This window comes from Pseudomonas kielensis (assembly GCF_030505375.1).
Taxonomy (GTDB): Bacteria; Pseudomonadota; Gammaproteobacteria; order Pseudomonadales; family Pseudomonadaceae; genus Aquipseudomonas; species Aquipseudomonas kielensis.
This window is the reverse complement of sequence record NZ_CP130043.1, coordinates 5,177,955-5,204,179: the sequence shown is the minus strand read 5'-3', so window position 1 is coordinate 5,204,179 and position 26,225 is coordinate 5,177,955. Positions and strand designations below refer to the sequence as shown.

General features: G+C 63.3%; 16 protein-coding genes and 1 pseudogene. 13 read left to right on the top strand and 4 right to left on the bottom strand.

All coding sequences use genetic code 11. The features are described 5' to 3' along the window. Positions 1–4: 4 nt before the first annotated feature. The 5 genes from Q1W70_RS24150 to Q1W70_RS24130 all read left to right on the top strand — a co-directional run bounded on the left by Q1W70_RS24150 (position 5) and on the right by Q1W70_RS24130 (position 11,254). Entirely contained in the window at positions 5–1,321 is a 1,317-nt protein-coding gene (locus tag Q1W70_RS24150) for an MdtA/MuxA family multidrug efflux RND transporter periplasmic adaptor subunit (RefSeq protein WP_182344708.1), read from the top strand. Further along, the gene (locus Q1W70_RS24145; RefSeq protein WP_166592815.1) at positions 1,318–4,422 is read left to right on the top strand and encodes an MdtB/MuxB family multidrug efflux RND transporter permease subunit; all 3,105 of its coding nucleotides are present in this window, start codon (positions 1,318–1,320) and stop codon (positions 4,420–4,422) included. Before Q1W70_RS24150 ends, Q1W70_RS24145 begins: the two co-directional genes overlap by 4 nt. Next, entirely contained in the window at positions 4,419–7,526 is a 3,108-nt protein-coding gene (locus Q1W70_RS24140) for an efflux RND transporter permease subunit (protein ID WP_166592814.1), read from the top strand. The genes Q1W70_RS24145 and Q1W70_RS24140 overlap by 4 nt, the downstream gene beginning before the upstream one ends. Further along, entirely contained in the window at positions 7,523–9,016 is a 1,494-nt protein-coding gene (locus Q1W70_RS24135) for an efflux transporter outer membrane subunit (protein WP_302098163.1), read from the top strand. Before Q1W70_RS24140 ends, Q1W70_RS24135 begins: the two co-directional genes overlap by 4 nt. Before the next feature lie 162 nt (positions 9,017–9,178). After that, the gene (locus Q1W70_RS24130) at positions 9,179–11,254 is read left to right on the top strand and encodes a putative bifunctional diguanylate cyclase/phosphodiesterase (RefSeq protein WP_302098161.1); all 2,076 of its coding nucleotides are present in this window, start codon (positions 9,179–9,181) and stop codon (positions 11,252–11,254) included. An 815-nt stretch (positions 11,255–12,069) separates the two neighbouring features. Here Q1W70_RS24130 and Q1W70_RS24125 read toward each other — a convergent pair. Continuing rightward, positions 12,070–12,765 carry a pirin family protein gene (locus tag Q1W70_RS24125; RefSeq protein ID WP_166592601.1) on the bottom strand — a complete coding sequence of 232 codons (696 nt, stop codon included), beginning with the start codon at positions 12,763–12,765 and terminating at the stop codon, positions 12,070–12,072. A 253-nt stretch (positions 12,766–13,018) separates the two neighbouring features. On the opposite strand from Q1W70_RS24125, the pseudogene Q1W70_RS24120 reads away from it, so the two are divergent. Then, positions 13,019–15,475: pseudogene (locus tag Q1W70_RS24120) on the top strand (UvrD-helicase domain-containing protein); the annotation flags it as partial. A gap of 159 nt (positions 15,476–15,634) precedes the next feature. Here Q1W70_RS24120 and Q1W70_RS24115 read toward each other — a convergent pair. After that, on the bottom strand, positions 15,635–15,910 hold the full coding sequence (locus Q1W70_RS24115) for a DUF1652 domain-containing protein (RefSeq protein WP_166592603.1): 276 nt from the start codon (positions 15,908–15,910) through the stop codon (positions 15,635–15,637). A gap of 244 nt (positions 15,911–16,154) precedes the next feature. Here Q1W70_RS24115 and Q1W70_RS24110 point away from each other — a divergent pair, with 244 nt between their 5' ends. The 5 genes from Q1W70_RS24110 (at position 16,155) to Q1W70_RS24090 (ending at position 21,196) form a co-directional block, all read left to right on the top strand. Next, a complete protein-coding gene (locus Q1W70_RS24110) occupies positions 16,155–16,970 on the top strand; it encodes a helix-turn-helix domain-containing protein (RefSeq protein ID WP_166592604.1) in 816 nt (271 codons plus the stop codon). Positions 16,971–17,019: 49 nt separating this feature from the next. Further along, on the top strand, positions 17,020–18,426 hold the full coding sequence (locus Q1W70_RS24105; RefSeq protein ID WP_302098159.1) for an NAD(P)/FAD-dependent oxidoreductase: 1,407 nt from the start codon (positions 17,020–17,022) through the stop codon (positions 18,424–18,426). 29 nt (positions 18,427–18,455) lie between these two features. Beyond that, on the top strand, positions 18,456–18,797 hold the full coding sequence (locus Q1W70_RS24100) for a cupin domain-containing protein (protein WP_182340297.1): 342 nt from the start codon (positions 18,456–18,458) through the stop codon (positions 18,795–18,797). A gap of 53 nt (positions 18,798–18,850) precedes the next feature. Beyond that, positions 18,851–19,945, top strand: coding sequence for a polyamine ABC transporter substrate-binding protein (locus Q1W70_RS24095; protein WP_166592607.1), 1,095 nt, complete (start codon positions 18,851–18,853; stop codon positions 19,943–19,945). Positions 19,946–20,089: 144 nt separating this feature from the next. Continuing rightward, positions 20,090–21,196: a DmpA family aminopeptidase gene (locus Q1W70_RS24090; RefSeq protein ID WP_166592608.1), complete on the top strand. Its 1,107-nt coding sequence runs from the start codon at positions 20,090–20,092 to the stop codon at positions 21,194–21,196. Positions 21,197–21,200: 4 nt separating this feature from the next. Here the strand turns inward: Q1W70_RS24090 and Q1W70_RS24085 are convergent, their stop codons facing one another. Continuing rightward, positions 21,201–21,425 carry a YgdI/YgdR family lipoprotein gene (locus Q1W70_RS24085; protein WP_166592609.1) on the bottom strand — a complete coding sequence of 75 codons (225 nt, stop codon included), beginning with the start codon at positions 21,423–21,425 and terminating at the stop codon, positions 21,201–21,203. Positions 21,426–21,677: 252 nt separating this feature from the next. Between Q1W70_RS24085 and Q1W70_RS24080 the strand changes: the two genes are divergently transcribed. Both Q1W70_RS24080 and Q1W70_RS24075 read left to right on the top strand, forming a co-directional pair. After that, the gene (locus Q1W70_RS24080) at positions 21,678–23,324 is read left to right on the top strand and encodes a VRR-NUC domain-containing protein (protein WP_166592610.1); all 1,647 of its coding nucleotides are present in this window, start codon (positions 21,678–21,680) and stop codon (positions 23,322–23,324) included. Positions 23,325–23,326: 2 nt separating this feature from the next. After that, entirely contained in the window at positions 23,327–25,591 is a 2,265-nt protein-coding gene (locus Q1W70_RS24075; RefSeq protein ID WP_166592626.1) for an ATP-dependent DNA helicase, read from the top strand. 11 nt (positions 25,592–25,602) lie between these two features. On the opposite strand, the gene Q1W70_RS24070 is transcribed toward Q1W70_RS24075, so the two are convergent. After that, a complete protein-coding gene (locus Q1W70_RS24070; protein WP_166592611.1) occupies positions 25,603–26,094 on the bottom strand; it encodes a GNAT family N-acetyltransferase in 492 nt (163 codons plus the stop codon). Positions 26,095–26,225 lie beyond the last annotated feature (131 nt).

Genomic DNA, 26,225 nt, shown 5'->3' with positions numbered 1-26,225 from the left:
CCCAATGGTTGATCACTCCATGCAATCCTCCGCTTCCCGTAATTCTCGTCGCTGGCTGTTCGGCCTGCTGGTCCTGTTGCTCGTTGGCGGCCTGTGCTGGAAATTCTGGCCCAGCAGCTCCGCCAGCAAGGATGCCTCGGCGTCCAAGGCGACGGCCGGCCATACCGGCAGGGCAGGTGGCATGCGCCCGGGTTTCGGCGGCGCAGCGGGGGCGGTCCCGGTGCGGGTGGCTCCGGCGGTACTCGGCGATTTCCCGCTGTACTACAAGGCCCTGGGCACGGTCACCGCGCTCAACACGATTAATGTGCGCAGCCGGGTTGGCGGTGAGCTGGTGAAGATCGCCTTCGAAGAAGGGCAGATGGTCAAGGCCGGCGACCTGCTTGCCGAGATCGACCCGCGTCCCTACCAGAACGCCTTGCTCCAGGCCGAAGGGACCCTGCTGCAGAACCAGGCCCAATTGAAAAACGCCCTGGTTGACCTGGAGCGCTACCGCGGCCTGTACGCCGAGGACAGCATCGCCAAGCAGACCCTGGATACCGCCGCGGCGCTGGTGGGCCAGTACCAGGGTACGGTCAAGACCAATCAGGCGGCGGTCAATGACGCCAAGCTCAACCTGGAATTCACCCGGATCCGCGCGCCAATCACCGGGCGTGTCGGCCTGCGCCAACTGGACGTCGGCAACCTGGTGGCGGCCAACGACACCACAGCCCTGGCGATCATCACCCAGACCCAACCGATCAGCGTGGCCTTCACCTTGCCGGAAAACAGCCTCGACGTCGTGCTGGCCCGCTACCGCTCCGGGGCCAAGCTGCCGGTCGAAGCCTGGGACCGTGGCGACACCCAGCTGCAGGCCACCGGGGTGCTGCAGAGCCTGGACAACCAGATCGACACCACCACCGGCACCTTGAAGTTCAAGGCGCGCTACGACAACCGTGACCAGGCGCTGTTCCCCAACCAGTTTGTCAACGTGCGCCTGCTCGCCGACACCCTCAAGGGAGTCATCCTGGCACCTTCGGCGGCCATTCAGTTCGGCACCAACGGCACGTTTGTCTACGCCCTGGATGGCGACAAGAAGGTCACCATTCGCCCGCTCAAAATCGGCGCCACCGACGGCGACAACACCGTGATCAAGGAAGGCCTCAAACCGGGCGACCGGGTGGTGCTGGAAGGCACCGACCGCCTCAAAGAGGGCAGCGAGGTGGAGGTGGTCAACGACAGCATCGAGGTCCCGGCCGCGCCGGCCGACAACCTGCACAGCCAGGCGAGCGATGCCGCACCTGCACCAGAGGCCGATGGCAAGGCGCATAAGGGCGGCGCATGAACATCTCCCGCCTGTTCATCCTGCGTCCGGTCGCGACCACCCTGAGTATGCTGGCCATCGTCCTGGCCGGCCTGATCGCCTATCGCTTGCTGCCGGTCTCGGCACTGCCCCAGGTCGATTATCCGACCATCCGGGTCATGACCCTGTACCCCGGCGCCAGCCCGGATGTAATGACCAGTGCGGTCACCGCGCCCCTGGAACGACAATTCGGGCAGATGCCCGGCCTGACCCAGATGGCCTCGACCAGCTCCGGCGGCGCGTCGGTGCTGACCCTGCGTTTCAACCTCGACATCAATATGGACGTCGCCGAGCAACAGGTGCAGGCCGCGATCAACGCCGCCAGCAACCTGCTGCCCAACGATCTGCCGGCGCCGCCGGTGTACAACAAGGTCAACCCGGCCGATACCCCGGTGCTGACCCTGGCGATCACCTCCAAGACCATGCTGCTGCCCAAGCTCAATGACCTGGTCGATACGCGCATGGCGCAGAAAATCGCCCAGATCAGCGGCGTCGGCATGGTCAGCATCGCCGGTGGGCAACGCCAGGCGGTGCGGATCAAGGTCAACCCCGAGGCCCTGGCGGCCAACGGCCTGAACCTGTCGGATGTGCGCACCCTGATCGCCGCTTCCAACGTCAACCAGCCCAAGGGCAACTTCGACGGCCCGATCCGGGTGTCGATGCTCGACGCCAACGATCAGTTGACCTCGCCCAAGGACTACGCCGAGCTGATCCTCGCCTACAACAACGGCGCGCCGTTGCGGCTCAAGGACGTTGCACAGATCGTCGATGGCGCCGAGAACGAGCGCCTTGCGGCCTGGGCCAACGAAAACCAGGCGGTGCTGCTCAACATCCAGCGTCAGCCGGGGGCCAACGTGATCGAGGTGGTTGACCGGATCAAGGCGCTGCTGCCGAGCATCACCGACAACCTGCCAGCCGGGCTGGATGTCACGGTGCTGACCGACCGCACCCAGACCATTCGCGCCTCCGTCACCGACGTGCAGCACGAGTTGCTGATCGCTATCGCCCTGGTGGTGATGGTGACGTTCCTGTTCCTGCGTCGCGTCAGCGCCACCATCATCCCTTCGATTGCCGTGCCCCTGTCGTTGATCGGCACCTTCGGGGTGATGTACCTGGCCGGTTTCTCGGTCAACAACCTGACCCTGATGGCCCTGACCATCGCCACCGGCTTTGTGGTGGACGATGCGATCGTCATGCTGGAGAACATCTCGCGCTACATCGAGGAGGGCGACAGCCCGCTGCAGGCGGCACTCAAGGGCGCGAAGCAGATCGGTTTCACCCTGATCTCCCTGACCCTGTCGCTGATCGCGGTGCTGATTCCGCTGCTGTTCATGGCCGACGTGGTCGGGCGGCTGTTCCGCGAGTTCGCCATCACCCTGGCGGTGGCGATCCTGATTTCCCTGGTGGTGTCCCTGACCCTGACGCCGATGATGTGCGCACGCTTGCTCAAGCCCGAGCCCAAGCCTGAAGAGCAGAGCCGTTTCTATCGTGCCAGTGGCGCGTGTATCGACTGGATGATCGCCGCCTACGGGCGCAAGTTGCAGTGGGTGCTCAAGCACCAGCCATTGACCCTGATGGTGGCCATCGGGACCCTGGCCCTCACCGTGTTCCTCTACATGATCGTGCCCAAGGGCTTCTTCCCGGTGCAGGACACCGGGGTGATCCAGGGGATTTCCGAGGCGCCGCAGTCGATTTCCTTCGCTGCCATGAGCCAGCGCCAGCAGGAACTGGCCAAGATCATCCTGCAAGACCCGGCGGTACAAAGCCTGTCGTCCTACATCGGCGTGGACGGCGACAACGCCACCCTCAACAGCGGCCGGCTGCTGATCAACCTCAAGCCACACAAGGAGCGTGACCTCAGCGCAGCCCAGGTGATCAACCGCTTGCAGCCACAACTGGACAAGCTGGTGGGCATTCGCCTGTTCATGCAGCCGGTGCAGGACCTGACCATCGAAGACCGGGTCAGTCGCACCCAGTACCAGTTCAGCATGTCGTCGCCGGATGCCGAATTGCTCAGCCTGTGGAGCGGCCGTCTGGTCGACGCCCTGAGCCACCGGCCGGAGCTGACCGACGTTGCCAGCGACCTGCAGGACAAGGGCCTGCAGGTGTACCTGGTGATCGACCGTGACGCGGCGTCGCGCATTGGCGTGTCGGTGGCCAACATCACCGATGCCCTGTACGACGCCTTCGGCCAGCGGCAGATCTCCACCATCTACACCCAGGCCAGCCAGTACCGCGTGGTGCTGCAGGCCAAGGACGGCGAGAAGATCGGTCCGCAGGCGCTGGAGCAGATCCACGTCAAGACCACCGACGGCGGCCAGGTACGGCTGTCCAGCCTGGCGCGCATCGAGGAGCGCCAGGCCCAGCTGTCGATCGCCCATATCGGCCAGTTCCCGGCGGTGATGATGTCGTTCAACCTGGCGCCTGGCGTGGCGCTGGGGCAGGCGGTGGAGCTGATCGAACAGGTGCAGAAGGACATCGGCATGCCACTGGGCGTGCAGAGCCAGTTCCAGGGCGCGGCCCAGGCGTTCCAGGCTTCGTTGTCGAGTACCTTGCTGCTGATCCTGGCGGCCGTGGTGACCATGTACATCGTGCTTGGCGTGCTCTACGAGAGTTACATCCACCCGATCACCATTCTGTCGACCTTGCCCTCGGCGGCGGTCGGGGCCTTGCTGGCGTTGCTCTTGAGTGGCAATGACCTGGGGATGATCGCGATCATCGGCATCATCCTGCTGATCGGTATCGTCAAGAAAAACGCAATCATGATGATCGACTTCGCCCTCGAGGCCGAGCGCAACCAGGGCATGGACCCGGCGACGGCGATCTATCAGGCGGCGTTGCTGCGCTTCCGACCGATCCTGATGACCACGCTGGCCGCGCTGTTTGGTGCGGTGCCGCTGATGCTGGCCACCGGTTCCGGTGCGGAACTGCGCCAGCCCCTGGGCCTGGTGATGGTCGGCGGGCTGTTGGTCAGCCAGGTCCTGACCCTGTTCACCACGCCGGTGATCTACCTGTATTTCGACCGCCTTGGGCGGCGCTGGCGGCCTGCACCTGAGCGCCTGGAGCCGGTAGAACAGCCATGAACCTGTCCGGACCTTTCATCAAGCGACCGGTCGCCACGATGCTGCTGAGTCTGGCGATCATGCTTCTGGGCGGCGTCAGCTTCGGCCTGCTGCCTGTGTCGCCACTGCCGCAAATGGACTTCCCGGTGATCGTCGTCCAGGCGAGCCTGCCGGGCGCCAGCCCCGAGGTCATGGCCTCCACCGTGGCCACCCCGCTGGAGCGCTCGTTCGGCGCCATCGCCGGGGTCAACACCATGAGCAGCCGCTCCAGCCAGGGCTCGACCCGGGTGATCCTGCAATTTGACCTGGACCGCGACATCAATGGCGCGGCGCGGGAAGTGCAGGCGGCGATCAACGCCTCGCGCAACTTGCTGCCCAGCGGCATGCGCAGCATGCCCACCTACAAGAAGGTCAACCCGTCCCAGGCGCCGATCATGGTGCTGTCGCTGACCTCCGACGTGCTGGAAAAGGGTCAGTTGTATGACCTGGCCTCGACCATCCTCTCGCAGAGCCTGTCCCAGGTGCCGGGCGTGGGCGAAGTGCAGATCGGTGGCAGTTCCTTGCCGGCGGTGCGCATCGAGCTCGAGCCGCAGTTGCTCAACCAATATGGCGTGGCCCTGGATGACGTGCGCAACACCATCGCCAACGCCAACGTGCGCCGGCCCAAAGGCTCGATCGAAGACGACCAGCGCATGTGGCAGGTGCAGGCCAACGACCAGTTGGAGAAGGCCAAGGATTACGAGTCGCTGATCATCCGCTACCAGAACGGCTCGGCGTTGCGCCTCAGCGACGTGGCCAAGGTCAGCGACGGCGTTGAGGACCGCTACAACAGCGGTTTCTTCAACGACGATTCGGCGGTGCTGCTGGTGATCAACCGCCAGGCCGGCGCCAACATCATCGAGACGGTCAACGAGATCAAGGCGCAGTTGCCGGCCTTGCAGGCGGTGCTGCCGGCCAGCGTCAAGCTGAACCTGGCAATGGACCGTTCGCCGGTGATCAAGGCCACCCTGCATGAAGCGGAAATGACCCTGCTGATTGCCGTGGCCCTGGTGATCCTGGTGGTGTTCCTGTTCCTGGGTAACTTCCGCGCCTCGCTGATCCCGACCCTGGCGGTCCCGGTGTCGCTGGTCGGCACCTTTGCGGTGATGTACCTGTATGGCTTTTCCCTGAACAACCTGTCGCTGATGGCGTTGATCCTGGCCACCGGGCTGGTGGTGGATGACGCCATCGTGGTACTGGAGAACATTTCCCGGCACATCGACGATGGCATCGCCCCGATGAAGGCGGCGTACCTGGGGGCCAAGGAGGTCGGCTTCACCCTGTTGTCGATGAACGTCTCGCTGGTGGCGGTGTTCCTCTCGATCCTGTTCATGGGTGGGATCATCGAGAGCCTGTTCCGCGAGTTCTCCATCACCCTGGCCGCCTCGATCGTGGTCTCGCTGGTGGTGTCCTTGACCCTGACCCCGATGCTCTGCGCCCGCTGGTTGAAACCCCACACCCCAGGCCAGGAAAACCGCCTGCAGCGCGGCAGCCGCAAGGCCAACGACTGGATGGTCAAGTACTACGCCAGCAGCCTGGACTGGGTGCTGCGCCATCCGCGCCTGACCCTGTTCAGCCTGTTCATCACCATTGGCGTCAACGTCGCGCTGTACGTGGTGGTGCCCAAGACCTTCCTGCCGCAGCAGGACACCGGCCAGTTGATCGGTTTTGTGCGCGGCGACGACGGGCTGTCGTTCAGCGTGATGCAGCCGAAAATGGAGATCTTCCGCCGTGCGGTGCTCAAGGACGACGCGGTGGAAAGCGTCGCCGGCTTCATCGGCGGCAGCAATGGAACCAACAACGCCTTCATGCTGGTGCGCCTAAAGCCGATCAAGGAGCGTGATCTGTCGGCGCAGAAAGTCATCGAGCGCCTGCGCAAGGAAATGCCCAAGGTGGCCGGCGCGCAGCTGATGCTGATGGCCGACCAGGACCTGCAGTTTGGCGGCGGCCGCGAGCAGCAGTCCTCGCAATACAGCTACATCCTGCAAAGCGGTGACCTGTCGGCGCTGCGTGAGTGGTACCCCAAAGTGGTGACGGCGCTCAAGGCTCTGCCAGAACTCACCGCCATCGACGCCCGCGAGGGCAGTGGTGCGGCGCAAGTGACGCTGGTGGTCGACCGCGACCAGGCCAAGCGCCTGGGCATCGACATGGCCATGGTCACCTCGGTGCTCAACAACGCCTACAGTCAGCGGCAGATTTCCACCATCTACGACAGCCTCAACCAGTACCAGGTGGTAATGGAGGTCAATCCCAAGTACGCCCAGGACCCGATCACCCTCAATCAGGTGCAAGTGATCACCTCGACCGGCGCGCGGATTCCGCTGTCGGCCATTGCCCACTACGAAAACAGCCTGGAAAACGACCGCGTCAGCCACGAAGGGCAGTTTGCTTCCGAGAGCATCTCCTTTGACATGGCCGAAGGCGTGACGGTGGAGCAGGGTGGGGCCGCGATCGAACGGGCCATTGCCAAGCTCGGCCTGCCGGAGGAAGTGATTGCCAAGATGGCCGGCACCGCCGACGCCTTTGCCGCGACCCAGAAGAGCCAGCCGTGGATGATCCTCGGCGCCTTGCTGGCGGTCTACCTGGTGCTTGGGGTGCTGTATGAAAGTTATGTGCACCCGCTGACCATTCTTTCCACGCTACCGTCGGCCGGGGTCGGCGCTTTGCTGTCGATCTATGTGCTGGGGGGCGAATTCAGCCTGATTTCGCTGTTGGGGCTGTTTTTGCTGATTGGCGTGGTCAAGAAAAACGCCATCCTGATGATCGACCTGGCGCTGCAACTCGAACGCCACCAGGGCCTGGCGCCGCTGGAGTCGATCCGCAGCGCCTGCCTGTTGCGCTTGCGACCGATCCTGATGACCACCCTGGCGGCCATCCTCGGCGCCTTGCCCTTGTTGCTCAGCAGTGCCGAAGGCGCGGAAATGCGCCAGCCGCTGGGCCTGACCATCATTGGCGGGCTGATTTTCAGCCAGGTGCTGACGCTCTATACCACCCCGGTGGTCTACCTCTATCTCGACCGTTTGCGCCACCGGGTCAACCGCTGGCGTGGGGTTCGTACCGATGCTGCTCTGGAAACCGCGCTATGACTGACCGTTACCCACTCAACCGCGACTGCCCGTCGCCCCTGCGCCTGGTGACGGCCCGTGGCTCGCGGTTGTTGAGCCTTTCCCTCTGCGCCCTGATGCTCAGCGCCTGCGCCGTCGGCCCGGACTATCAGCGCCCCAGCGTCGCGGAGCCGGCCCAGTACAAGCATGCCCAGGGCTGGCGCCAGGCCAATCCGAGCGATTCCCTGGCCCGTGGCGCCTGGTGGGAGTTGTATGGCGATCAGCAGCTCAATGGCCTGGTGGAAAAACTCAACAGCTCCAACCAGACCGTCGCCCAGTCCGAGGCCCAGTACCGTCAGGCCCAGGCCCTGGTCGCCAGCGCACGCGGCGCGTTCTACCCCACGGTTGACCTGAGCGCCGGAAAAACCCGCTCCAGCCAGGGCACGGGGAGCAGCAGTTCATCCTTGAGCAGTTCCAGCAGCGGCATCCGCAACACCTACAACACGCAGTTGGGGGTGAGCTGGGAAGCGGACATCTGGGGCAAGCTGCGCCGCAGCCTGGAGGCCAACGAGGCCAGCGCCGAAGCGAGCTTCGCGGACCTGGCGGCCATGCGCCTGAGCCAGCAGTCGGAACTGGTGCAGAACTACCTGCAATTGCGGGTCATCGACCAGCAACGGCGCCTGCTGCAGGCCACCGTGGAAAACTACCAGCGTTCGCTGAAGATGACCGAAAACCAGTACCGTGCCGGGGTCTCCGGCAAGGACGCGGTGGCCCAGGCCCAGACCCAGCTCAAAAGCACCCAGGCCGACATGATCGACCTGATCTGGCAGCGTGCGCAGTTCGAGAACGCCATCGCCGTGCTGATGGGCCAGGCGCCCGCTGAATTCACCCTGGCCGAGACCCAGGACATCCCGGCGTTGCCCGAAGTGCCGCTGAGCCTGCCTTCGCAATTGCTCGAGCGCCGTCCGGATATCGCCTCGGCCGAACGCTCGGTGATTGCCGCCAACGCCAATATCGGCGTGGCCAAGGCCGCCTACTACCCGGACCTGACCCTGAGCCTCTCCGGTGGTTACAGCAGCAGTACCTCCGCCGACCTGATCAGCTTGCCCAACCGGTTCTGGTCGGTGGGGCCGCAGCTCAACCTGCCTTTGTTCGACGGCGGCCAGCGTTCTGCCGAAGTCGATCGCAACGAGGCGCTGTATGACCAGACCGTGGCCAAGTACCGGCAGACCGTACTCGACGGTTTGCGCGAGGTGGAAAATTACCTGGTCCAGCTCAAGGTCCTGGGTGATGAAGCCTTGGTGCGCCAGCAGGCGCTGGATGCCGCCCGGGAGTCATTGCGCCTGATCCAGAACCAGTACAAGGCCGGCTTGATCGCCTACCTCGATGTGGTGGTGGTACAGGCCACGGCCTTGAACAATGAGCGCAGTGTGCTGACCTTGCAGCAGAGCCGACTGATCGCCAGTGTGCAGTTGATTGCGGCGTTGGGCGGCGGTTGGGACGGGCAGTTGATGGCTGCCGAAAGCCAATGACCCTGCCCCTGAAAGGGCTTTGTTGTTCTTGTTACAGTCTTTCCGTCTAGCTAGTGGCCTTTTGATTACTTTGCAGGTGCTTTCGCCTTTGGAATCAGTACAATCGCCACTTTTCGCCCAGCGTGCACGGACGCTTTAGCCAGGGCATAGTCGAGAAGTCTGATGCTCATCGGTAACTATTCCCCTGCGCTGGTCCTGATTTCGCTCTGCGTGGCAATTTTGGCTTCCTACACCGCCCTCGACATGGCCGGGCGTATCGCTACGACCAAGGGCCGGGCGGCCCACCTGTGGACCGTCGGCGGCGCCCTGGCCATGGGGGTCGGGGTCTGGTCCATGCACTTTATCGGCATGCTCGCGTTCAGCTTGCCCATCGATCTGGGCTATGACTTCGGCATCACGGCCTTGTCGCTGCTGATCGCCATTCTTTCCAGCGGTTTTGCCCTGTGGCTGGTCAGCCAGCCCCAGTTGCCGGCCTGGCAGTTGGGGTTTGGCGCCTTGGTCATGGGGGCAGGCATCAGCGCCATGCATTACACCGGCATGGCCGCCATGCGCATGACCCCGGGCATCGACTATGACCCGAGCCTGTTCGGCGCCTCCCTGCTGATCGCGGTGGGGGCCTCGGCGGCGGCGCTGTGGATCGCTTTCCGCCTGCGCCAGAACACCCCCTACGTGCGCTTTGCCCGGGGCGGGGCGGCGGTGGTCATGGGCTTGGCAATAGTCGGCATGCACTACACCGGGATGGCGGCCGCGCGATTTGCCGACGGCAGCTTCTGCGGTGCGGCAATCGATGGGTTGAGCGGCAAGGGCCTGGACAATCTGGTGCTGGTGACCACGTTGGCGGTGCTGAGCATTGCCTTGCTGACCTCGATTCTCGATGCGCGCCTTGAGGCACGCACCGCGGAGCTGGCCAACTCCTTGACCCTGGCCAACCGCGAACTGACCCAACTGGCGCTGCATGACACCCTGACCGGGCTGCCCAACCGGGTGTTGCTGGCCGACCGCATCGACCAGGCCATGCTCATGGTGCAGGAACAGAACGGCTGTTTTGCCCTGATGTTTATCGACCTGGACGGTTTCAAACCGGTCAACGATGCCTTCGGGCATCACATGGGCGACCAGTTGCTGCGCGAGGTCAGCGTGCGCCTGCGCGAGGACTTGCGCAGCCAGGACACCCTGGCGCGGATTGGTGGTGACGAGTTCGTGTTGCTGGTGCAATTGCACGAGCCGGACGATGCGCTGCGCCTGGCAGCCCGCCAGGTGGGCCTGATTTCCCGGGTATTCCGCGTGGGCGAGCACGATCTGCAGATCTCGGCCAGCATCGGCATCGCGGTCTATCCCGGCAACGGCCACACCGCGCAAGAACTGCTGATGAACGCCGACGCGGCGATGTACCACGCCAAGGGTGCCGGCAAGAACGGCTACCGGTTCTTCGATGTGTCGATGAACAACGATGCGCGGCGCCAGTTGCAGTTACTGCAGGATTTGCGCAACGCGGTTGAACAGGATCAGTTCCGCCTGCACTACCAGCCCAAGTTCGACGCCAGCAACGGTCAACCGGTGGGTGCAGAAGCGCTGCTGCGCTGGGAACACCCGACCCAGGGCATGCTACTGCCGGACAAGTTCATTGAACTGGCAGAAAAAACCGGCTTGATCATCCCGATCGGCGACTGGGTGCTCAATGAAGCCTGCCGGCAAATGCGCCTCTGGCACCTGCAGGGCTACACCCACTGGCGCATCGCGGTGAACCTCTCGGCGCTGCAGTTCTGCCACACCGAGTTGGTCCACAGCGTCGCCAAGGCCCTGGCCACCCACGGTCTGCCCGCCAACAGCCTGACCCTGGAAATCACCGAGACCACGGCCATGAGCGACGCCGACGCGAGCATGACGGTGCTCAAGCAGCTCTCGGAAATGGGGGTCGACCTGTCCATCGATGACTTCGGCACCGGTTATTCGAGCCTGATGTACCTCAAGCGCCTGCCCGCCAACGAGCTGAAGATCGATCGCGGCTTTGTACGCGACCTGGAGCGCGACAGTGATGATGCCGCCATCGTCTCGGCCATTGTTGCTTTGGGCCAGGCATTGGGGCTGCGGATCGTTGCCGAAGGCGTGGAAACCGACATGCAGCAGGACTTCCTGACCCAGTTGGGGTGTGATTCGCTGCAAGGCTACCTGCTCGGCCACCCGTTGCCGGCGGAACGCTTCATGCTCGACATCCATCGGGCGGAGCAGGTGGTGTAGGAGCAAGGCTTGCCCGCGGTGGGCATAGGTTTCTACACAGCTGTGGTGCGACGTTGCACCTGTGGGCCTCTGGGGTGTTGGATTAGACCGCGTACATATCCATTTCTGCGGTAACGACCACCTATGGTTCCGCTTTTACAGCGGCTCACTTTTGAACAGCCGGAATGCCGGCCCAGGCAAAAGTAAGCAAAACGCTTTTTGCCCCACCACTCGGTGCCTCGCTTAGGCTCGGCATGCCCGTACTCCGACATTGATTTGGGGGGGCCGCCGCACTGGGCCATCCCTGGCCCAGTGCGGCTAAACCGGCGTCCTGCCGGTTTACCCCCCAAATCAATATCGGACTCCGGCCAGCGTGGTCAACGGGGCGCCCAGGATCAAAAACAAAGCGAGGCGGCCTGAAAGCCGACCTGATCGCTGGGGCATGCGCGGTGTAGCTTCTAGTTCCTCAGACGCTGACGAAGTCAGCCATCTTTTGATCTGGCTCTGGCTCTGGCTTTTGATCCTGGGCGCCCCGTTAACCACGCTGGCCGAACGCAGGCTTGAAGCCGTGGGCAACCCGGCAGGACGCCGGGTTAGCCGCCCCGCGCCAGGGATGGCGCGGGGCGGCGGCCCACGGATTCAAGCCGGAGTGAGGGAACACCGAGCCCAAGCGAGGTGCCAAGTGGAGGGGCATGAGCCTTTTGCTTACTTTTGGGCTCCTCCAAAAGTGAGCCGCTGTAAAAGCGGAACCATAGGAGGCCGTTACCGCAAGAATGGATATGTACTCTGTCTAATCCAACACCCCGGTCGGCCCAGAGGCCGCCCCGGGGAAGATGTCAGGCCAGGTCCACCAGGACAATCTCACTGTCCTCGATCGCGGTGACCCGCAATACCCGCTCCTCGGCAACCGCCACACCGTCTCGAGCTTCAGCGCGCAAGCCATTGACTTCAATGACCCCCGTGGCCGGTACCAGGTACGCCCGGCGGCCGTTATCCAGCGCGTATTCGGCGCTTTCCCCGGCTTTCAGGTTGGCCGCCACCAAGCGTGCATCGGCGCGGATACGCAGGCTCTGGTCATCGCCGGCCTTGCCGCTGGCCAGGGTCACGAAGCCTTCGCGCTGGCCCTTGGGAAAAGGCTTGGCGCCCCAGGACGGAGCCGAACCGGCCTCGTTGGGGATGATCCAGATCTGGAAGATCCGGGTCGCCGTCGACTCCAGGTTGTACTCGCTGTGGGTGATCCCGGTCCCGGCACTCATCACCTGGACGTCGCCGGCTTCAGTACGGCCCTTGTTGCCCAGGTTGTCTTCGTGGCTGATGGCGCCTTCGCGAACGTAGGTAATGATTTCCATGTCCCGGTGCGGGTGTCTGGGGAAGCCGGTGCCCGGCGCGATCACATCGTCGTTCCACACACGCAGGTTGCCCCAGTTCATACGCGTGGGATCGTAGTACTCGGCAAACGAGAAGTGATGGTGGGCGTCGAGCCAGCCGTGGTTTGCGCCGCCCAGGGAGGTGAAGGGTCTGAGTTCAAGCATGATCGTCTCCTGAAAGGTTCGTCATACAACGAGAACCGGTGGTTGATGGCGTGCATCTTCCACCAGGTATAAATCGATAAAAAGCGTAAAAACTCCTTCAAACCTATCTATCAGTTCGATATTTATGGGGGCCGCTTGCTTGCGCAGCACCTTCACTTCATCACTTAAACCAATGATGGATAAGCATTTGACTAGAACTCATCGGCAAATGCAGACACCATAGCCCGCAACAGCCTCACACCCTGGAGTCAGCGTGCCGCGACACACCCCCGATCTTCCCCCCGAGCTTTTGCCCCTGGCCGAGATGCCGTTGTTCAAGCGCCTGGCCGCACGCTTTTTTGGCCATGGACTGACCCGTTTGCGCGCCCAGCATCGGGCGTCCTGGTTGCACGGTCAGGCCGACGGCTTTCGCAGCGGACATACCGCCGGGGTGGATTACGGATACCAGGAAGGGCGGGCCGAGGGGTTGGAAGAAGGGCGCCAGGTCCTGCTGATTCGCGATAGCCGCTGCACGGAGCACCCGGCCCCCAAGGTCGACGAGCACCTGTTCGACGACTGGCGGCTGCCCTTGAGTGCTGAGCTGAAGAAGCGCGTCAAGGCCGATGTCGCGCGCCTGCTGCCGGCCGCCGCGCAACCCAGCGCCGCGCAGTGGAAGATGATCTTCAGCGACACGCCGTCCACCTCGGTGATCGCCGGGGCGGGCGCCGGCAAGTCGAGCACCCTGGCATTGCGCATTGTGCTGCTGACCCAGTACCTGGGCTTCGAGCTGGACTCCCTGACCGTGGTGACCTTTACCCGGGAGTCGCGCAAGGACTTCATCAACAAGCTGATTGCCCTATACGCCCTGTGGGGCCGGGCGCTGTCGCAAAAAGACGCGCGCGACCTGGTGCGCACCTTCCATTCACGGATTTTGCCGATGGTTCGCAGCCTGCCGGGCTTCGAGCGCCTGCAAGCCTTTGAAAACCTCAGCGAGCGCACGCTGCTGGACGACACGCAGGTCGACAGCAACCCCTTCGACCTGCGGATCAACGACAGCCAGCGCCAACAACTCAACGCCTGTTTTCACCGACTGTTTACCGACAACCTGCGCTTTCGTGAGTTGATCACGCCACTGTCGCGGCACGCTTTACAGCTCAAGGAGCTGGAGCGCGACCACCCGGATGTGCAAAAGCGCATGGCGGTGACGGAACTGGCGGCCAAGCGCGATGAAGAGCTGTGTGATGTCGTCGAGGACCTGTGGCTGCGGGCCGGCGCCTGGCCGATCAAGGGCATCGAGCCCAGCCGGCAGGCATTCGAGATCAATGGCGCGACCTTCCATTGTCACGGCTACATCCCGAGCTTGGACGCCTGGGTGGTGTTGGGCTTCGACCCCCAGGAAAATCCCCAGGTGAGCCGCCCCAACGCCAAGCTCACGGTGCGCGCAGAATGGGCGGTAAAGCGCACCCTGTTTCAAGCTTTCTGCCGTAAACCATTGATTTGGTTGGATAGTTATCAGTCTTCAAAGCGGGTCCTGGCCACCCTGGCTGGGGATGCCAGCGCCGGTCCCGGGTTCGACTACAAGGTCAAGGGCGAACTGGCCAGTGCGCCGTTGCTCGACTGTTTTGTCGGCGCCGCCAGCTTTATCGAGAACCTGGGCCTGGACGTGCCCGCCGCCGTGGGGCAGATGTCCTTTGCCAAGGACGACCCAGACCGGTTTTTCTTCGAGGCACTGAGTCTGTTCTGGCGGGCCTTCGAGGATCATCTGCTGGACCAGAAGCCGCCCGTGATGACCTACAACCGCATGTTCGCCTTGTTCAGCGAACACTCGCCGGAAAACCTCAGGCTGCTCAGCGATGAACTGCTGCGACCGATGTCGCACCTGATGATCGACGAATTCCAGGACGTTTCGCCGCAGATCGTCTCCTGGTTGCGGGCCACGCTAGGCGAGATCCGTCGCCGCGGGCCGGCCATGCATGTCGGTCGTGGGGCCCAGCGTTCTTCGCTGCTGTGCGTGGGTGATGACTGGCAATCGATCTACGGCTGGCGCGGCAGTTCGCCCAAGTACTTCATGGAGTTCAGCCAGCAATTCCCGTCACCCACCACCACCCGGGTGATGCTCAGCGACAACTACCGTAGCCACCAGTACATCATTGATGCGGCCGAGCATATCGTGCGCGCCGCCCCGGCGATCCCGGGCAAGAAGGCCAAGGCGTGCGGGCAGGCGGGGCCGTTGCTGCCGGTACAGATCCATGATCGTGACGAGGCCGCGCTGGGCCAGCGCCTCACGGAGCACTACCAGAAGGGTGATTCGATCTTAATGTTGTATCGAAAAAGTAGCGATAAGCTATTGATAGAAAAGCACATTTCATCTGTAGTTAATGTTGATTCTAGCTTGCCGTATGAGGCCCGACGCCTCAAGCAGTTGACCTATCACAGTGCCAAGGGGCTGCAGGCGGATGCGGTGTTCCTGCTGGGGGACTGCCAGCACCTGACCAGTTCGCCCTACAAGAACCAGGTCTATCGGATGGCGGGACTGGGCAAGGACGGTGATGTCGAACCGTACGACAGCGCGCAGAAAGACGAAATCCTGCGCCTGGCGTATGTCGGCATCACCCGTGCGGTCAGCCATTGCTACTGGTACGTCGATGCTCAGGAGGGACCAATGGTCAACATGCCGCGGGCGTCCGACCGAATCGCCGCCAAGCCGTTCTTTGCCGATCAACGCACCGGTGCGGGCAGTGCGAGTGCGGGTGGGAGCGAGTCGGGCGGCGCTACGTCGGCTCGCGACGTTCGTCAACGCTAACGCGATTGGCCTGACAGCCAGGGCGATCTCAGGATCATCGCGAGCAGGCTCGCGCCCACAGGTTTCAAGGTCATCAGGATTGGCGGTTCAGGCGTAACGCTTGAGCGCCTGGGAGGGGATGAAGGCTTCGAGTTCATCCTCCACGGCTTCGATGATGCGCTCCACATCTGCTGCGTTCATCACGGTGGCGCAGGGAATCCCGGCAATGGCCAAAAGCGTCTCGCCGCTGACGCGGTCGAACAGCCGGGCGATCATGCTCCCCGGCGCATCCATGTTGGCCTCGAAGCCCACGGGATGAAAATGCCAGCGCATCAACTGGCAGGCGTTGGGAAAGGTGACCTTACTCTGTGAAGCCTTGTTCATCTGTTGCCCACCTGGGTGATCGAGCGCTTCCGTTAGCTCATGACAGGAGAGAGAGCCTTCTGTGGCTCCACCGGTTGAGTGGATAAAAGTAGCATTCGTTCAGCCTGCGGTTACTGGGTTTTTCAGGCCATTTGGCGATTGAATGCGGTTTTTATGCGCTGGATCACGTTCGCGCGTTGCCCATGACCATTGAAGCCTTCGGGCAAGTTCGGCAAGCTCGGTACTTTATGCCGTCGAGTGCCCTATGCCTGCCCCAGAAGATGGCCCGTTGTTGACCCAGGCCACTGGCGAAACCGTGCTGCGTTATCACCTGTGCTGGAAGCACCGCGACCTGGACGGGGTGATGGCGCTGTATCACCCGGATATCCAGTACCACGACTTTTTCCAGAACCGGGTCCTGGGCTTGAGCGAACTGCGCGAGTACGTGCGCAGCAGCATGCCCCGTGATCCCGAGGAGGCGCTGGAGCATTCGGACCGCATCCGCCTGGATGGCGACACCGCGTTCATCCAGTACCGCATGACCTTGCGCGGCGGTGAAGGGCTGGTGTCGTTTCGCTCCAGCGAGGCAATCACCGTGCGTGACGGGCTGATCTGGCGCGTCAACGAATACGCTTCCCTGGTTCACGAGCAGCGCGACAACCAGGCGCCGGGAACTCCGCGCCCGGCGGCCAGTCGGCTGGGGCTGTCTCCCCGGCAGTTGAGTTTCATGGCCCAGGACCTGCAGCAGTACTTCGAGCGCCAGCAAGCCTATCTCGATCCGCAACTGGATCTGCAACGGGTGGCCGAGGAGTGCGGTTACAGCCGCAACCAGATTTCCTACCTGCTCAATCAGGTCCTGGGGCAAAGCTTCTACCGCTACGTCAACCAGGCGCGGTTGCAGCATCTGCTGGCGGCGCTGGACCGGGCCACGCCCCCGGTGCGCATCGACGAGCTGGCGTTTGCCGCCGGGTTCAACTCGTTGTCGGCGTTCTACAGCTGTTTTCGCCAGCACACCGGGCTGTCGCCCAAGGCCTACGTCAAACAGATTTCTTTGCGTGCACGCGCGCAAGACAAGCCCTGAGCCAACCACTAGGATCGACGCCATCGAAACTTGAAGGGCGGAGACTTGCATGCCGGCGTGGCGCACGATCAGTTTGTGGATGGACCAGCTCGAGGAGCCGCTGCTGCCGCGGCCCGCCCTTGAGCACGAGCTGGATGTCGATGTGGTGATCATCGGTGCCGGGTACACCGGCCTCTGGACCGCGTACTACCTCAAGCTCCAGGCTCCGGAGCTGAGCATCGCCATCGTCGAGGCGCAAACCGCCGGGTTCGGCGCTTCGGGCCGCAATGGCGGCTGGCTGATGGGTAACCTGCTGGGCGAAGACCGCCTGCTGGCCGGCTTGCCCGCCGAACAACGGCGGGCCTCCTTCGACTTGCTGCACAGCATTCCCGATGAGGTGGCGATCGTCATCGAACGAGAAGGCATCGACTGCGATTACCGCAAGGGCGGGGTGCTGTATTGCGCCGCCCGTTATCCCGAGCAGGCGCACAGCCTGCGCCAGTATCTGGACGGGCTCTATGCCCAGGGCTTGAATCAGTCCGACTATCGCTGGTTGACCCCCGAGCAGCTCAACCAGCAGATCCGGGTGGCCAGGCCCTATGGTGGCATCTATGCGCCGCACTGCGCGACGATCCACCCGGCCAAGCTGGTGCGGGGCCTGGCACGCACCGTGGAGCGCATGGGGGTGAATATCTACGAAAACAGCCCGGTGACCGCCTGGCAGTCGGGCAGCGTGCGCACCGCCAAGGCCAGCGTGCGTGCGCGCTGGGTGGTGCCGGCGGTGGAGGGGTATGCCGTGACGCTGGCCCCGCTGGGCCGTTATCAATTGCCGGTGCAGAGCCTGCTGGTCGCCACCGAGCCTTTGTCCGCAGCGACCTGGGACGAAATCGGCCTGAGCCGCGGCCAAGCCTTTAGCGAAAGCAGCCGCCAGGTCACCTATGGCCAGCGTACGGCCGACAATCGCTTGGTGTTCGGCGCCAGAGGCGGTTACCAGTTCGCCGGTCAACTGCGGCACAACTTCGACCTGACCCGCAGTGAGGTCGAGCTGCGGCGCTACCTGTTCGGTGAATTGTTCCCGCAGCTCAAGAATGTGCAGATCACCCATTCCTGGGGCGGCAACCTCGGTATGTCGCGCAACTTCAAGCCGCACATGCTGTGCGACGTGCGCAGCGGCATTGCCCTGTCGGGCGGTTATGGCGGTGAAGGCGTCGGCGCCAGCAACCTTGGTGGCCGAACCCTGGCCGACCTGATCCTGCAACGCGACAGCCAGTTGGTGCGCCAGCCCTGGGTCATCCCCCAGGGCGGCCTCGACGCGCTGCGCGCCTGGGAGCCGGAGCCGCTGCGCTGGCTGGGCTACAACGCGATCATCCGCAGCTTCATCCATGAAGATCGCGTCCTGGCCGACCCGCACAGCGCGCCCTGGCGCCGCAAGCTTGCCACGCAGGTGGCGGGGTTCATGGAAGGCTTGATGCACTAAACGCGCTTCACTCACCCACAGGTATCGACATGAGCATTACCCAGTTCAAGAACACCCATCAGGTGCCGCTGCAGGAATCCGCCCCGGTCGCCGTTCCGCTCGGTACGCCGGTGGCGGTCACCTCGACCACCAGCGTTGAGCGCAGCGACGGCGTCGAAACCGGGATCTGGGAGTGTACCCCCGGTCGCTGGCGGCGGCAGATCGTCGCGCAAGAGTTCTGTCACTTCGTCCAGGGTCGCTGCACCTTCACCCCGGATAACGGCGAGCCGCTGCAGATAGAAGCCGGCGATGCCTTGATGCTGCCTGCCAACAGCACCGGGATCTGGGATATCGAGGAAACGGTGCGCAAGACCTACGTATTGATTTTTTGATCCTCTGATCAACCGAAGACCTGCCAATAAAAACGCCAAACAGGAATCGAATCATGATCCGCATACCCCGTGCACCCCTGATGCTGGCCCCGCTGATGCTGGCTGCGACCCTCAGCCAGGCCGCCGAGACCGTAAAGGTCTACAACTGGTCGGACTACATCGCGCCGGACACGATGAAAAACTTCCAGAAAGAAACCGCCATCGGTTTCAGCTATGACGTCTACGACAGCAACGAAACCCTCGACGGGAAGCTGATGACCGGTCAATCGGGGTATGACGTGGTGTTCCCCTCCAACCACTTCATGGCGCGGCAGATCGCCGGCGGGGCGCTGAAGAAGCTCGACAAGAGCCAGTTGCCCAACTGGCAGAACCTCAATCCCGTGTTGCTCAAGGCCCTGCAAGACAACGACCCGGGCAACGAGCACGGCTTTCCCTACCTGTGGGGCAGTACTGGGATCGGCTACAACATTGCCAAGGTCAAGGCGGTGCTGGGGGACAACGCCCCCGTGGATTCCTGGGACCTGATCTTCAAGCCCGAATACATGGAGAAGCTGCAGAAGTGCGGCGTGGCGATCCTCGATAACGGCCCGGAACTGCTGCCCGCGGCCTTGAACTACCTGGGCTTGCCCCACCACAGCCAGGACCCGGCGGACTACAAGAAAGCCGAAGCACTGCTGATGAAAGTACGACCCTACGTCAGCTATTTCCATTCCTCCAAGTACACCAGTGACCTGGCCAACGGCGATATCTGCGTTGCGGTGGGTTTCTCCGGGGACATCCTGCAGGCCGAAAGCCGGGCCAGGGAAGCCAACAACGGCGTGGACATCGGCTACGCGATCCCCAAGGAAGGCGCAGCGATCTGGTTTGACATGGTGGCCATGCCCGTCGACGCGCCCGACGAAAAACAAGGCTACGCCTTCATGAACTACCTGCTGCGCCCCGACGTCATGGCCAGCATCAGCAACCATGTGCACTACGCCAACGGCAACCAGCAGGCCGACAGCCTGATCGACCCGGCTATCAGGAACGACACCAAGGTCTACCCAAGCGAGGAGATGATGGGCAAATTGTTCGCCCTGCAAGCCATGCCCCTGAACATCGACCGGATTCGGACCCGGCTGTGGAACAAGATCCGCACCGGGAGTTGATCGGCAACATCCCGTCGGGGATTGCGCGCCTGTGCTTGTGGGGGGCATACCCCAACGGGGTAATGGGCGCGACAGCCTGGGTTCTCTAGAGTAGCGGTCCTTCGCCGGTGCGAACCGGTGCATCAATATTGCTGAGGAGAGGACATGCGAGCACGTGAATTGGGCATCACCCTGGGCTTGGGCGTGCCGGGGCCGTTGAATGCCATCACCGATGTTCCGGGGGTTCGGGTCGGGCACAGCACCGTGCGTGACGAAGTCAACGGCAAGCAGGTCAGGACCGGCGTCACGTTGATCCAGCCACGGGCCGGTCACGCACGGCAGCAACCGTGTTTCGCCGGTTGCCATGTGCTCAACGGCAACGGCGATGCCACGGGGCTGGAATGGATTCGTGAAGCCGGGCTGTTGGCAACCCCGATTGCCATCACCAACACCCACAGCGTCGGTGTGGTGCGTGATGCCCTGGTGGCGCAGGAGCGTGACAGCCTCGCGGACCCAGCGGTCTACTGGTGCATGCCGGTGGTGATGGAGACCTACGATGGCGTGCTCAATGACATCTGGGGCCAGCATGTAGGCCCTCAACACGTGGCCGAGGCAGCCGCCAATGCCAGCGCCGGCCCCGTGGCGGAGGGCGCGGTCGGGGGTGGCACCGGGATGATCTGCCATGAGTTCAAGGGCGGTATCGGCTCGTCGTCGCGGCAAGTGCCGGTCGGGCAGGGTGGTTATACCGTCGGTGCGCTGGTCCAGGCCAACCATGGCAAACGCCGTGAACTGCGGATCGACGGCTACCCGGTCGGCCGCCAGTTGGCGCCAAGCCCATCGCCCTTCGAACACCAGGGCACGCCTGGCATGGGCTCGATCGTGGTGATCCTCGCGACCGACGCGCCCCTGCTGCCGCACCAGTGCCAGCGCCTGGCCCAGCGCGCCTCCATCGGCATAGCCCGCACCGGCGGCGGCACCGAAGACTCCAGCGGAGACATCTTCCTGGCCTTCGCCACCGGCAACCAGGATCTGCCGCCTGCGGACTACGGGCGCAAAGACCTGCCCTTGAGCACGCCTCTGGCCATGCTCAACAATGACTACCTTTCCGCCTTGTTCAGCGCAGCGGCCGAAGCGGTGGAGGAGGCGATCGTCAATGCGTTGCTGGCGGGCGAGGACATGGACAGTGACGATGGCCGCCGCGTGGCTGGACTCACGGCCGAGTTGCTGTTGCCGGCTTTGCGCGCCTCAGGCTGGTCCAGCTCCCAGCGCTGAGTGTTTAATCTTCCTTGCGGATGGTGGCGACATCATCCGCCTTGACCTTGACCGTCGCGCCGGAAATGTCCTTGAACTCGATAAAGCCGTCTTCACCTGTGGTGTCCGGCATATCTTCGGTCAGGTATTGGGTGCCGTTCTGCAGGGTCACCACCGTTGGGGTCGAGCAACCTGCCAGTGCCAGCAAGGCCGCCACGGCCAGGGGCATGCACAGCGTACGGATGTTCATACTAAAACCTCTCAATCCAGAATCACTTGATCGGCCTGATGCGATGAGCAGCGGCGCGATATCACTAGGCCCTTGGTCCCGCTTATCCCGGGAAAGTTCGCTTAGGCCCTGAAAAAGCAGGAAAAAACCTCATCAAAGGGTCGGTGCGATGGATAAAACCCGCCCATTTATCCTTTTCCATTTGCCAGCGGCGCGGCTGAACTGCTATCTGTATGCATAACCAGTATCAGTTTGCCATGGCCCTTTCTATCTGTGACCGTCAATCCGCTCGAAGATCCGTTCTACTACCTCACTAACTTTCAGCAGGTACTCGCCTGGCTGCAGCAGCGTTATGCCGATGTGCTGAGCCCGCAGGAGCAGGCGTTCATCGAGCGTTTCGGCCAGTTGCCGCGTGCGTCCCAGGCGCTGCTGGTGCGCATGGTGATGCGCAAGGGCGAACACTTTCGCCTGGGCAAGTTGCAGTACCCGGAAATCGGCGCGACGGCGCTGGCGGTGCAGCCGTTGCTGGAACTGGGCTGGGTCGACGATCAGGCGCCATTGACCCTGGACCAGGTGTTCGAGGTGCTGCTCAAAGGCGAGATCCTCGCCTGCTTCGGTGCGGCCATCGATCAGCCCAAAGCCAAAAAAGCCGCCTGGCTCGACGCCTTGCGTGAGTCATTCCCCCAACCGCAAACCCTGCACCAGTGGTACCCGGCCCTGGATGATCGGCTCCTGAGCCTGACCATCATGGACCTGTGCGACCGCTTGCGCTTGATGTTCTTCGGCAACCTGTACCAGGACTGGTCGGAGTTCGTGCTGGCGGACCTGGGCATCTACACCTACGAAAAGGTCGAGTTCTGCGCCGAGTCCCGGGGCTTGCGCAGCCGTGAGGACGTCGAGGCATTTCTCTACCTGCATGGCTGCCAGCAAGCTTTCGAAGGCGGTGAGGACGTGAGCCAGGTGGTGGCCCGGATTCACGCCCTGGACAGCGCCAACCCCTGGCTGCACAGACGCCGTGACAAACTGCTGTTCCTGCTCGGGCAACACTGCGAACGCCTGGCCGACTGGCCGGCAGCGCTGGCTATCTATCGTCAGTGCCACTACCCGGGCGCCAGGGTGCGTCTGATCCGGGTACTGGAGCGCTGCGCCGAGTATGCCCTGGCGCTGGAGTTGGCGACCCAGGCCGAGCTCGCCCCGCAAAGTGCCGCCGAGCAGCAGCAAGTGCTGCGGATGCTGCCGCGCTTGCGGCGCAAACTCGGCGGGCCGCCGGCGCCACGGCTCAAGCCACGGGAAGTCGAACGCCTGGACCTCAACCTGCCGCGCGTCGACCCGGCGTTGTCGGTGGAATTTCATGTCCAGGCGCACCTGGATGACCCGGCGGCACCGGTGCACTACGTTGAAAACAGCCTGATCAACTCCTTGTTCGGCTTGCTCTGCTGGCCGGCGATCTTCGCGCCGTTGCCCGGGGCGTTCTTCCACCCGTTCCAGCGCGGGCCGGTGGACCTGCTGAGCGAGGATTTCCATGCCCGCCGCGCTGAGCTGTTCCAGGCCTGCCTGGGGGAACTGGACGATGGCCGTTATGCCACGACCATTCGCCAGCGCTTTCACGCCAAGGCGGGCGTGCAATCGCCCTTCGTGTTCTGGGGGGCGCTGACCGAGGAACTGCTGGAGCAGGCATTGCTCTGCCTGCCGCCGGAACACCTCAGGCACTGGTTCGAGCGGCTGTTGCAGGACATCAAGGCCAACCGCGCCGGCATGCCCGACCTGATCCAGTTCTGGCCGCAGCAAAAGACCTACCGGATGATCGAGGTCAAGGGCCCGGGTGATCGCCTGCAGGATAACCAGTTGCGCTGGCTGGAGTTCTGCCACGCCCATCAGATGCCCATCGCCGTGTGCTACGTGCAGTGGGCGCTACCTTGAGCGTGAGCTACAGCATCGCGGTGCGTGCCCTGTGTGAGTTCACCGCCAAGAGCGGCGACCTCGACCTGCGCTTCACCCCATCACCCACGGCCCTGGAGGGCATCGTCGGGCATCGTACCGTGGCCGCGCGACGCAGTCCGGGCTACCAGAACGAAGTGGCGGTGCAAGGTCAGTACCAGCAGTTGAGCGTGCGGGGCAGGGCAGACGGTTATGACCCGGCGCAAAACCGCCTGGAAGAAATCAAGACCTACCGCGGCGACCTGGAGCATATGCCGGCCAACCACCGGCAACTGCATTGGGCCCAGGCGAAAATCTACGGTTGGTTGCTGTGCCAGCAACTGCACCTGGCCGAGATCAACCTGGCACTGGTGTATTTCGACATCGCCAGCGAGCAGGAGACCAGCCTGGTGTCAGCCTGCAGCGCACTTGAGCTGCACGCCTTCTTCAACCAGCAGTGCGAGTTGTTCCTGGCCTGGGCCGAGCAGGAGCTGGCCCATCGCGAGGCGCGCAATCTGGCGGCCCAGGCGTTGCAGTTTCCCCACCCGGACTTTCGTCCCGGCCAGCGTCATCTGGCGGAATCGGTGTTCAAGGCGGTCAGTACCGGGCGCTGCCTCATGGCCCAGGCCACCACCGGCATTGGCAAGACCCTCGGCACCCTGTTCCCGATGCTCAAGGCCCTGGCGCCGCGGAAACTGGACAAGGTGCTGTTTCTCACCGCCAAGACGCCAGGGCGCAAACTGGCGCTGGATGCCGCGCAGGTGTTGGTCGATAGCGCACCGGGGCTGCCCTTGCGGGTCCTGGAAATGGTCGCCCGGGACAAGGCCTGCGAGCACCTGGACAAGGCCTGCCACGGGGAATCCTGCCCATTGGCCAAGGGCTTTTATGACCGCTTGCCGGCCGCGCGCCAGGCCGCCAGCCAGGTGACCCTGCTCGATCAGGCGGCGCTGCGCCAGATCGCCCTGGCGCACCAGGTGTGCCCGTACTACCTGAGCCAGGAAATGGCGCGCTGGGCCGACCTGGTGGTCGCCGACTACAACTACTACTTTGATTTCAGCGCACTGCTGTTCGGTCTGGCCCAGGCCAACCAGTGGCAATTGGCGGTACTGGTGGACGAGGCCCACAACCTGGTGGAGCGCGGGCGGCAGATGTATAGCGCCAGCCTGGATCAATTCAGTTTCAACGCCCTGCGCAAAATCGCCCCCGAGGTGCTGAAGAAAAGCCTGCAGCGGGTCAACCGTGAGTGGAACGCGCTGCACAAGGAGCAGACCAGCCCTTACCAGGCCTATGCCAAGGCGCCGGACAAACTGTTGCAGGCGCTGTCGCTGTGCACCGCGGCCATCGGTGACTACCTCAACGACCACCCGCAAGGGCTGGACGCCGAGGTGCAGCGTTTCTACTTCGATGCGTTGCAGTTCTGCCGGGTGGCGGAGTTGTTCGATGAGCAGTTCGTGTTCGACATCAGTAAACGCCAGTCCAGCGGTCAGCGCAGCCTGGCGCTGCTGTGCCTGCGCAACGTGGTGCCGGCCGGCTTTATCCGCCCCAGACTGACCGCGGCGCGCAGCGTGGTGATGTTCTCCGCGACCCTCAGCCCGCAGCGCTACTACCGCGACCTGCTGGGGTTGCCTGCGGCGACGGTGTGGATCGACGTCGAGTCGCCATTTCATGCCGACCAGCTCAAGGTGCAGATCGTCAGCCAGATTTCCACCCGTTTTGTCCATCGCCAGGCCTCCCTGGCCCCCATCGTCGACTTGATGGCGCGCCAATTCAGCGAGCGCCCCGGTAACTACCTGGCGTTTTTCAGCAGCTTCGATTACCTGCAACAGGTGGCTCAACTGTTTGCCGATAGCCACCCGCACATCCAGCAATGGTCACAGTCCCGGGGCATGGACGAACGCAGCCGCCAGGCGTTTCTGGAGCAGTTCACCGCCCATGGCCAGGGCATCGGTTTTGCCGTACTCGGCGGGGCGTTTGGCGAGGGCATCGACCTGCCCGGGGCACGGCTGATTGGCGCCTTCATCGCGACCCTGGGCCTGGCGCAGTTGAACCCGGTCAATGAGCAGTTGAAGCAGCGCATGGCGGCGCTTTTCGGCGATGGGTATGACTACACCTACCTGTTTCCCGGCGTGCAAAAAGTCGTGCAGGCCGCCGGCCGGGTGATTCGCACCCAGCAGGATGAAGGGCTGGTGATGTTGATCGATGATCGATTCGCCGAGCCCAAAGTCCAGCAGTTGTTGCCACGCTGGTGGTCGGTCAGCGGCCGGGCTTGAGGTCGAAGCCGTCAGTGGATGCGGAACTTGAACAAGGTGCAGGGGTAACCGTCCACCGGCAGCCGGTGCTGGCTCAATTCACTGGCACCCAGCGTCGGCACGACCCTGGCCCAGAACGCCTTGGCCGCCTGGTTGGCATCCAGGTGGAAAACCTGCCAGCAGCCGGGAAGCTGGTGCAGCAGTGCGTCCACCACGTGACGGCCAACGCCCTGGCCACGGTATCGGCGGCTGACGAATAAATAGCTGATATTGAACTCCACCCCCGCCAGGTGGGCCGTATCGTCCACCGTGACAAAACCGGCCAGTGCTCCATCTACCCGGATCAGGAATGGCTGGGTGGCGGGCTTGCGCCAGTAGTCGGGTGGCAGTTGCACAGTGAACAGGCCGCGCTCGGCGAGGGTCAGCGGCAGCCATTCACTGAAGTCATAGAGGTAGAACTGCATCAGGTTCTCGATGCTGTCCAACTCATCGCGCTGAGCGCGCAGCAGTTCGATACCGGGCATGGGCCTTGGGTCCTCCAGCGAAGCGGTTCCTGTGACCCTAGCGCACAATCAGCCAGGCGCTACCGCTATCGCGGGCCAGCCTGCTCCCACAGAGGCATCCCACATAGATGTTCCGGCCAGAACAAGCAGGC

Bases quoted from the DNA above. Each gene is read 5' to 3' on its own strand.
- Q1W70_RS24150 (WP_182344708.1), top strand. From the start codon at position 5: ATGGTTGATCACTCCATGCAATCCTCCGCTTCCCGTAATTCTCGTCGC.
- Q1W70_RS24145 (WP_166592815.1), top strand. From the start codon at position 1,318: ATGAACATCTCCCGCCTGTTCATCCTGCGTCCGGTCGCGACCACCCTG.
- Q1W70_RS24140 (WP_166592814.1), top strand. From the start codon at position 4,419: ATGAACCTGTCCGGACCTTTCATCAAGCGACCGGTCGCCACGATGCTG.
- Q1W70_RS24135 (WP_302098163.1), top strand. From the start codon at position 7,523: ATGACTGACCGTTACCCACTCAACCGCGACTGCCCGTCGCCCCTGCGC.
- Q1W70_RS24130 (WP_302098161.1), top strand. From the start codon at position 9,179: ATGCTCATCGGTAACTATTCCCCTGCGCTGGTCCTGATTTCGCTCTGC.
- Q1W70_RS24125 (WP_166592601.1), bottom strand. From the start codon at position 12,765: ATGCTTGAACTCAGACCCTTCACCTCCCTGGGCGGCGCAAACCACGGC.
- Q1W70_RS24115 (WP_166592603.1), bottom strand. From the start codon at position 15,910: ATGAACAAGGCTTCACAGAGTAAGGTCACCTTTCCCAACGCCTGCCAG.
- Q1W70_RS24110 (WP_166592604.1), top strand. From the start codon at position 16,155: ATGCCTGCCCCAGAAGATGGCCCGTTGTTGACCCAGGCCACTGGCGAA.
- Q1W70_RS24105 (WP_302098159.1), top strand. From the start codon at position 17,020: ATGCCGGCGTGGCGCACGATCAGTTTGTGGATGGACCAGCTCGAGGAG.
- Q1W70_RS24100 (WP_182340297.1), top strand. From the start codon at position 18,456: ATGAGCATTACCCAGTTCAAGAACACCCATCAGGTGCCGCTGCAGGAA.
- Q1W70_RS24095 (WP_166592607.1), top strand. From the start codon at position 18,851: ATGATCCGCATACCCCGTGCACCCCTGATGCTGGCCCCGCTGATGCTG.
- Q1W70_RS24090 (WP_166592608.1), top strand. From the start codon at position 20,090: ATGCGAGCACGTGAATTGGGCATCACCCTGGGCTTGGGCGTGCCGGGG.
- Q1W70_RS24085 (WP_166592609.1), bottom strand. From the start codon at position 21,425: ATGAACATCCGTACGCTGTGCATGCCCCTGGCCGTGGCGGCCTTGCTG.
- Q1W70_RS24070 (WP_166592611.1), bottom strand. From the start codon at position 26,094: ATGCCCGGTATCGAACTGCTGCGCGCTCAGCGCGATGAGTTGGACAGC.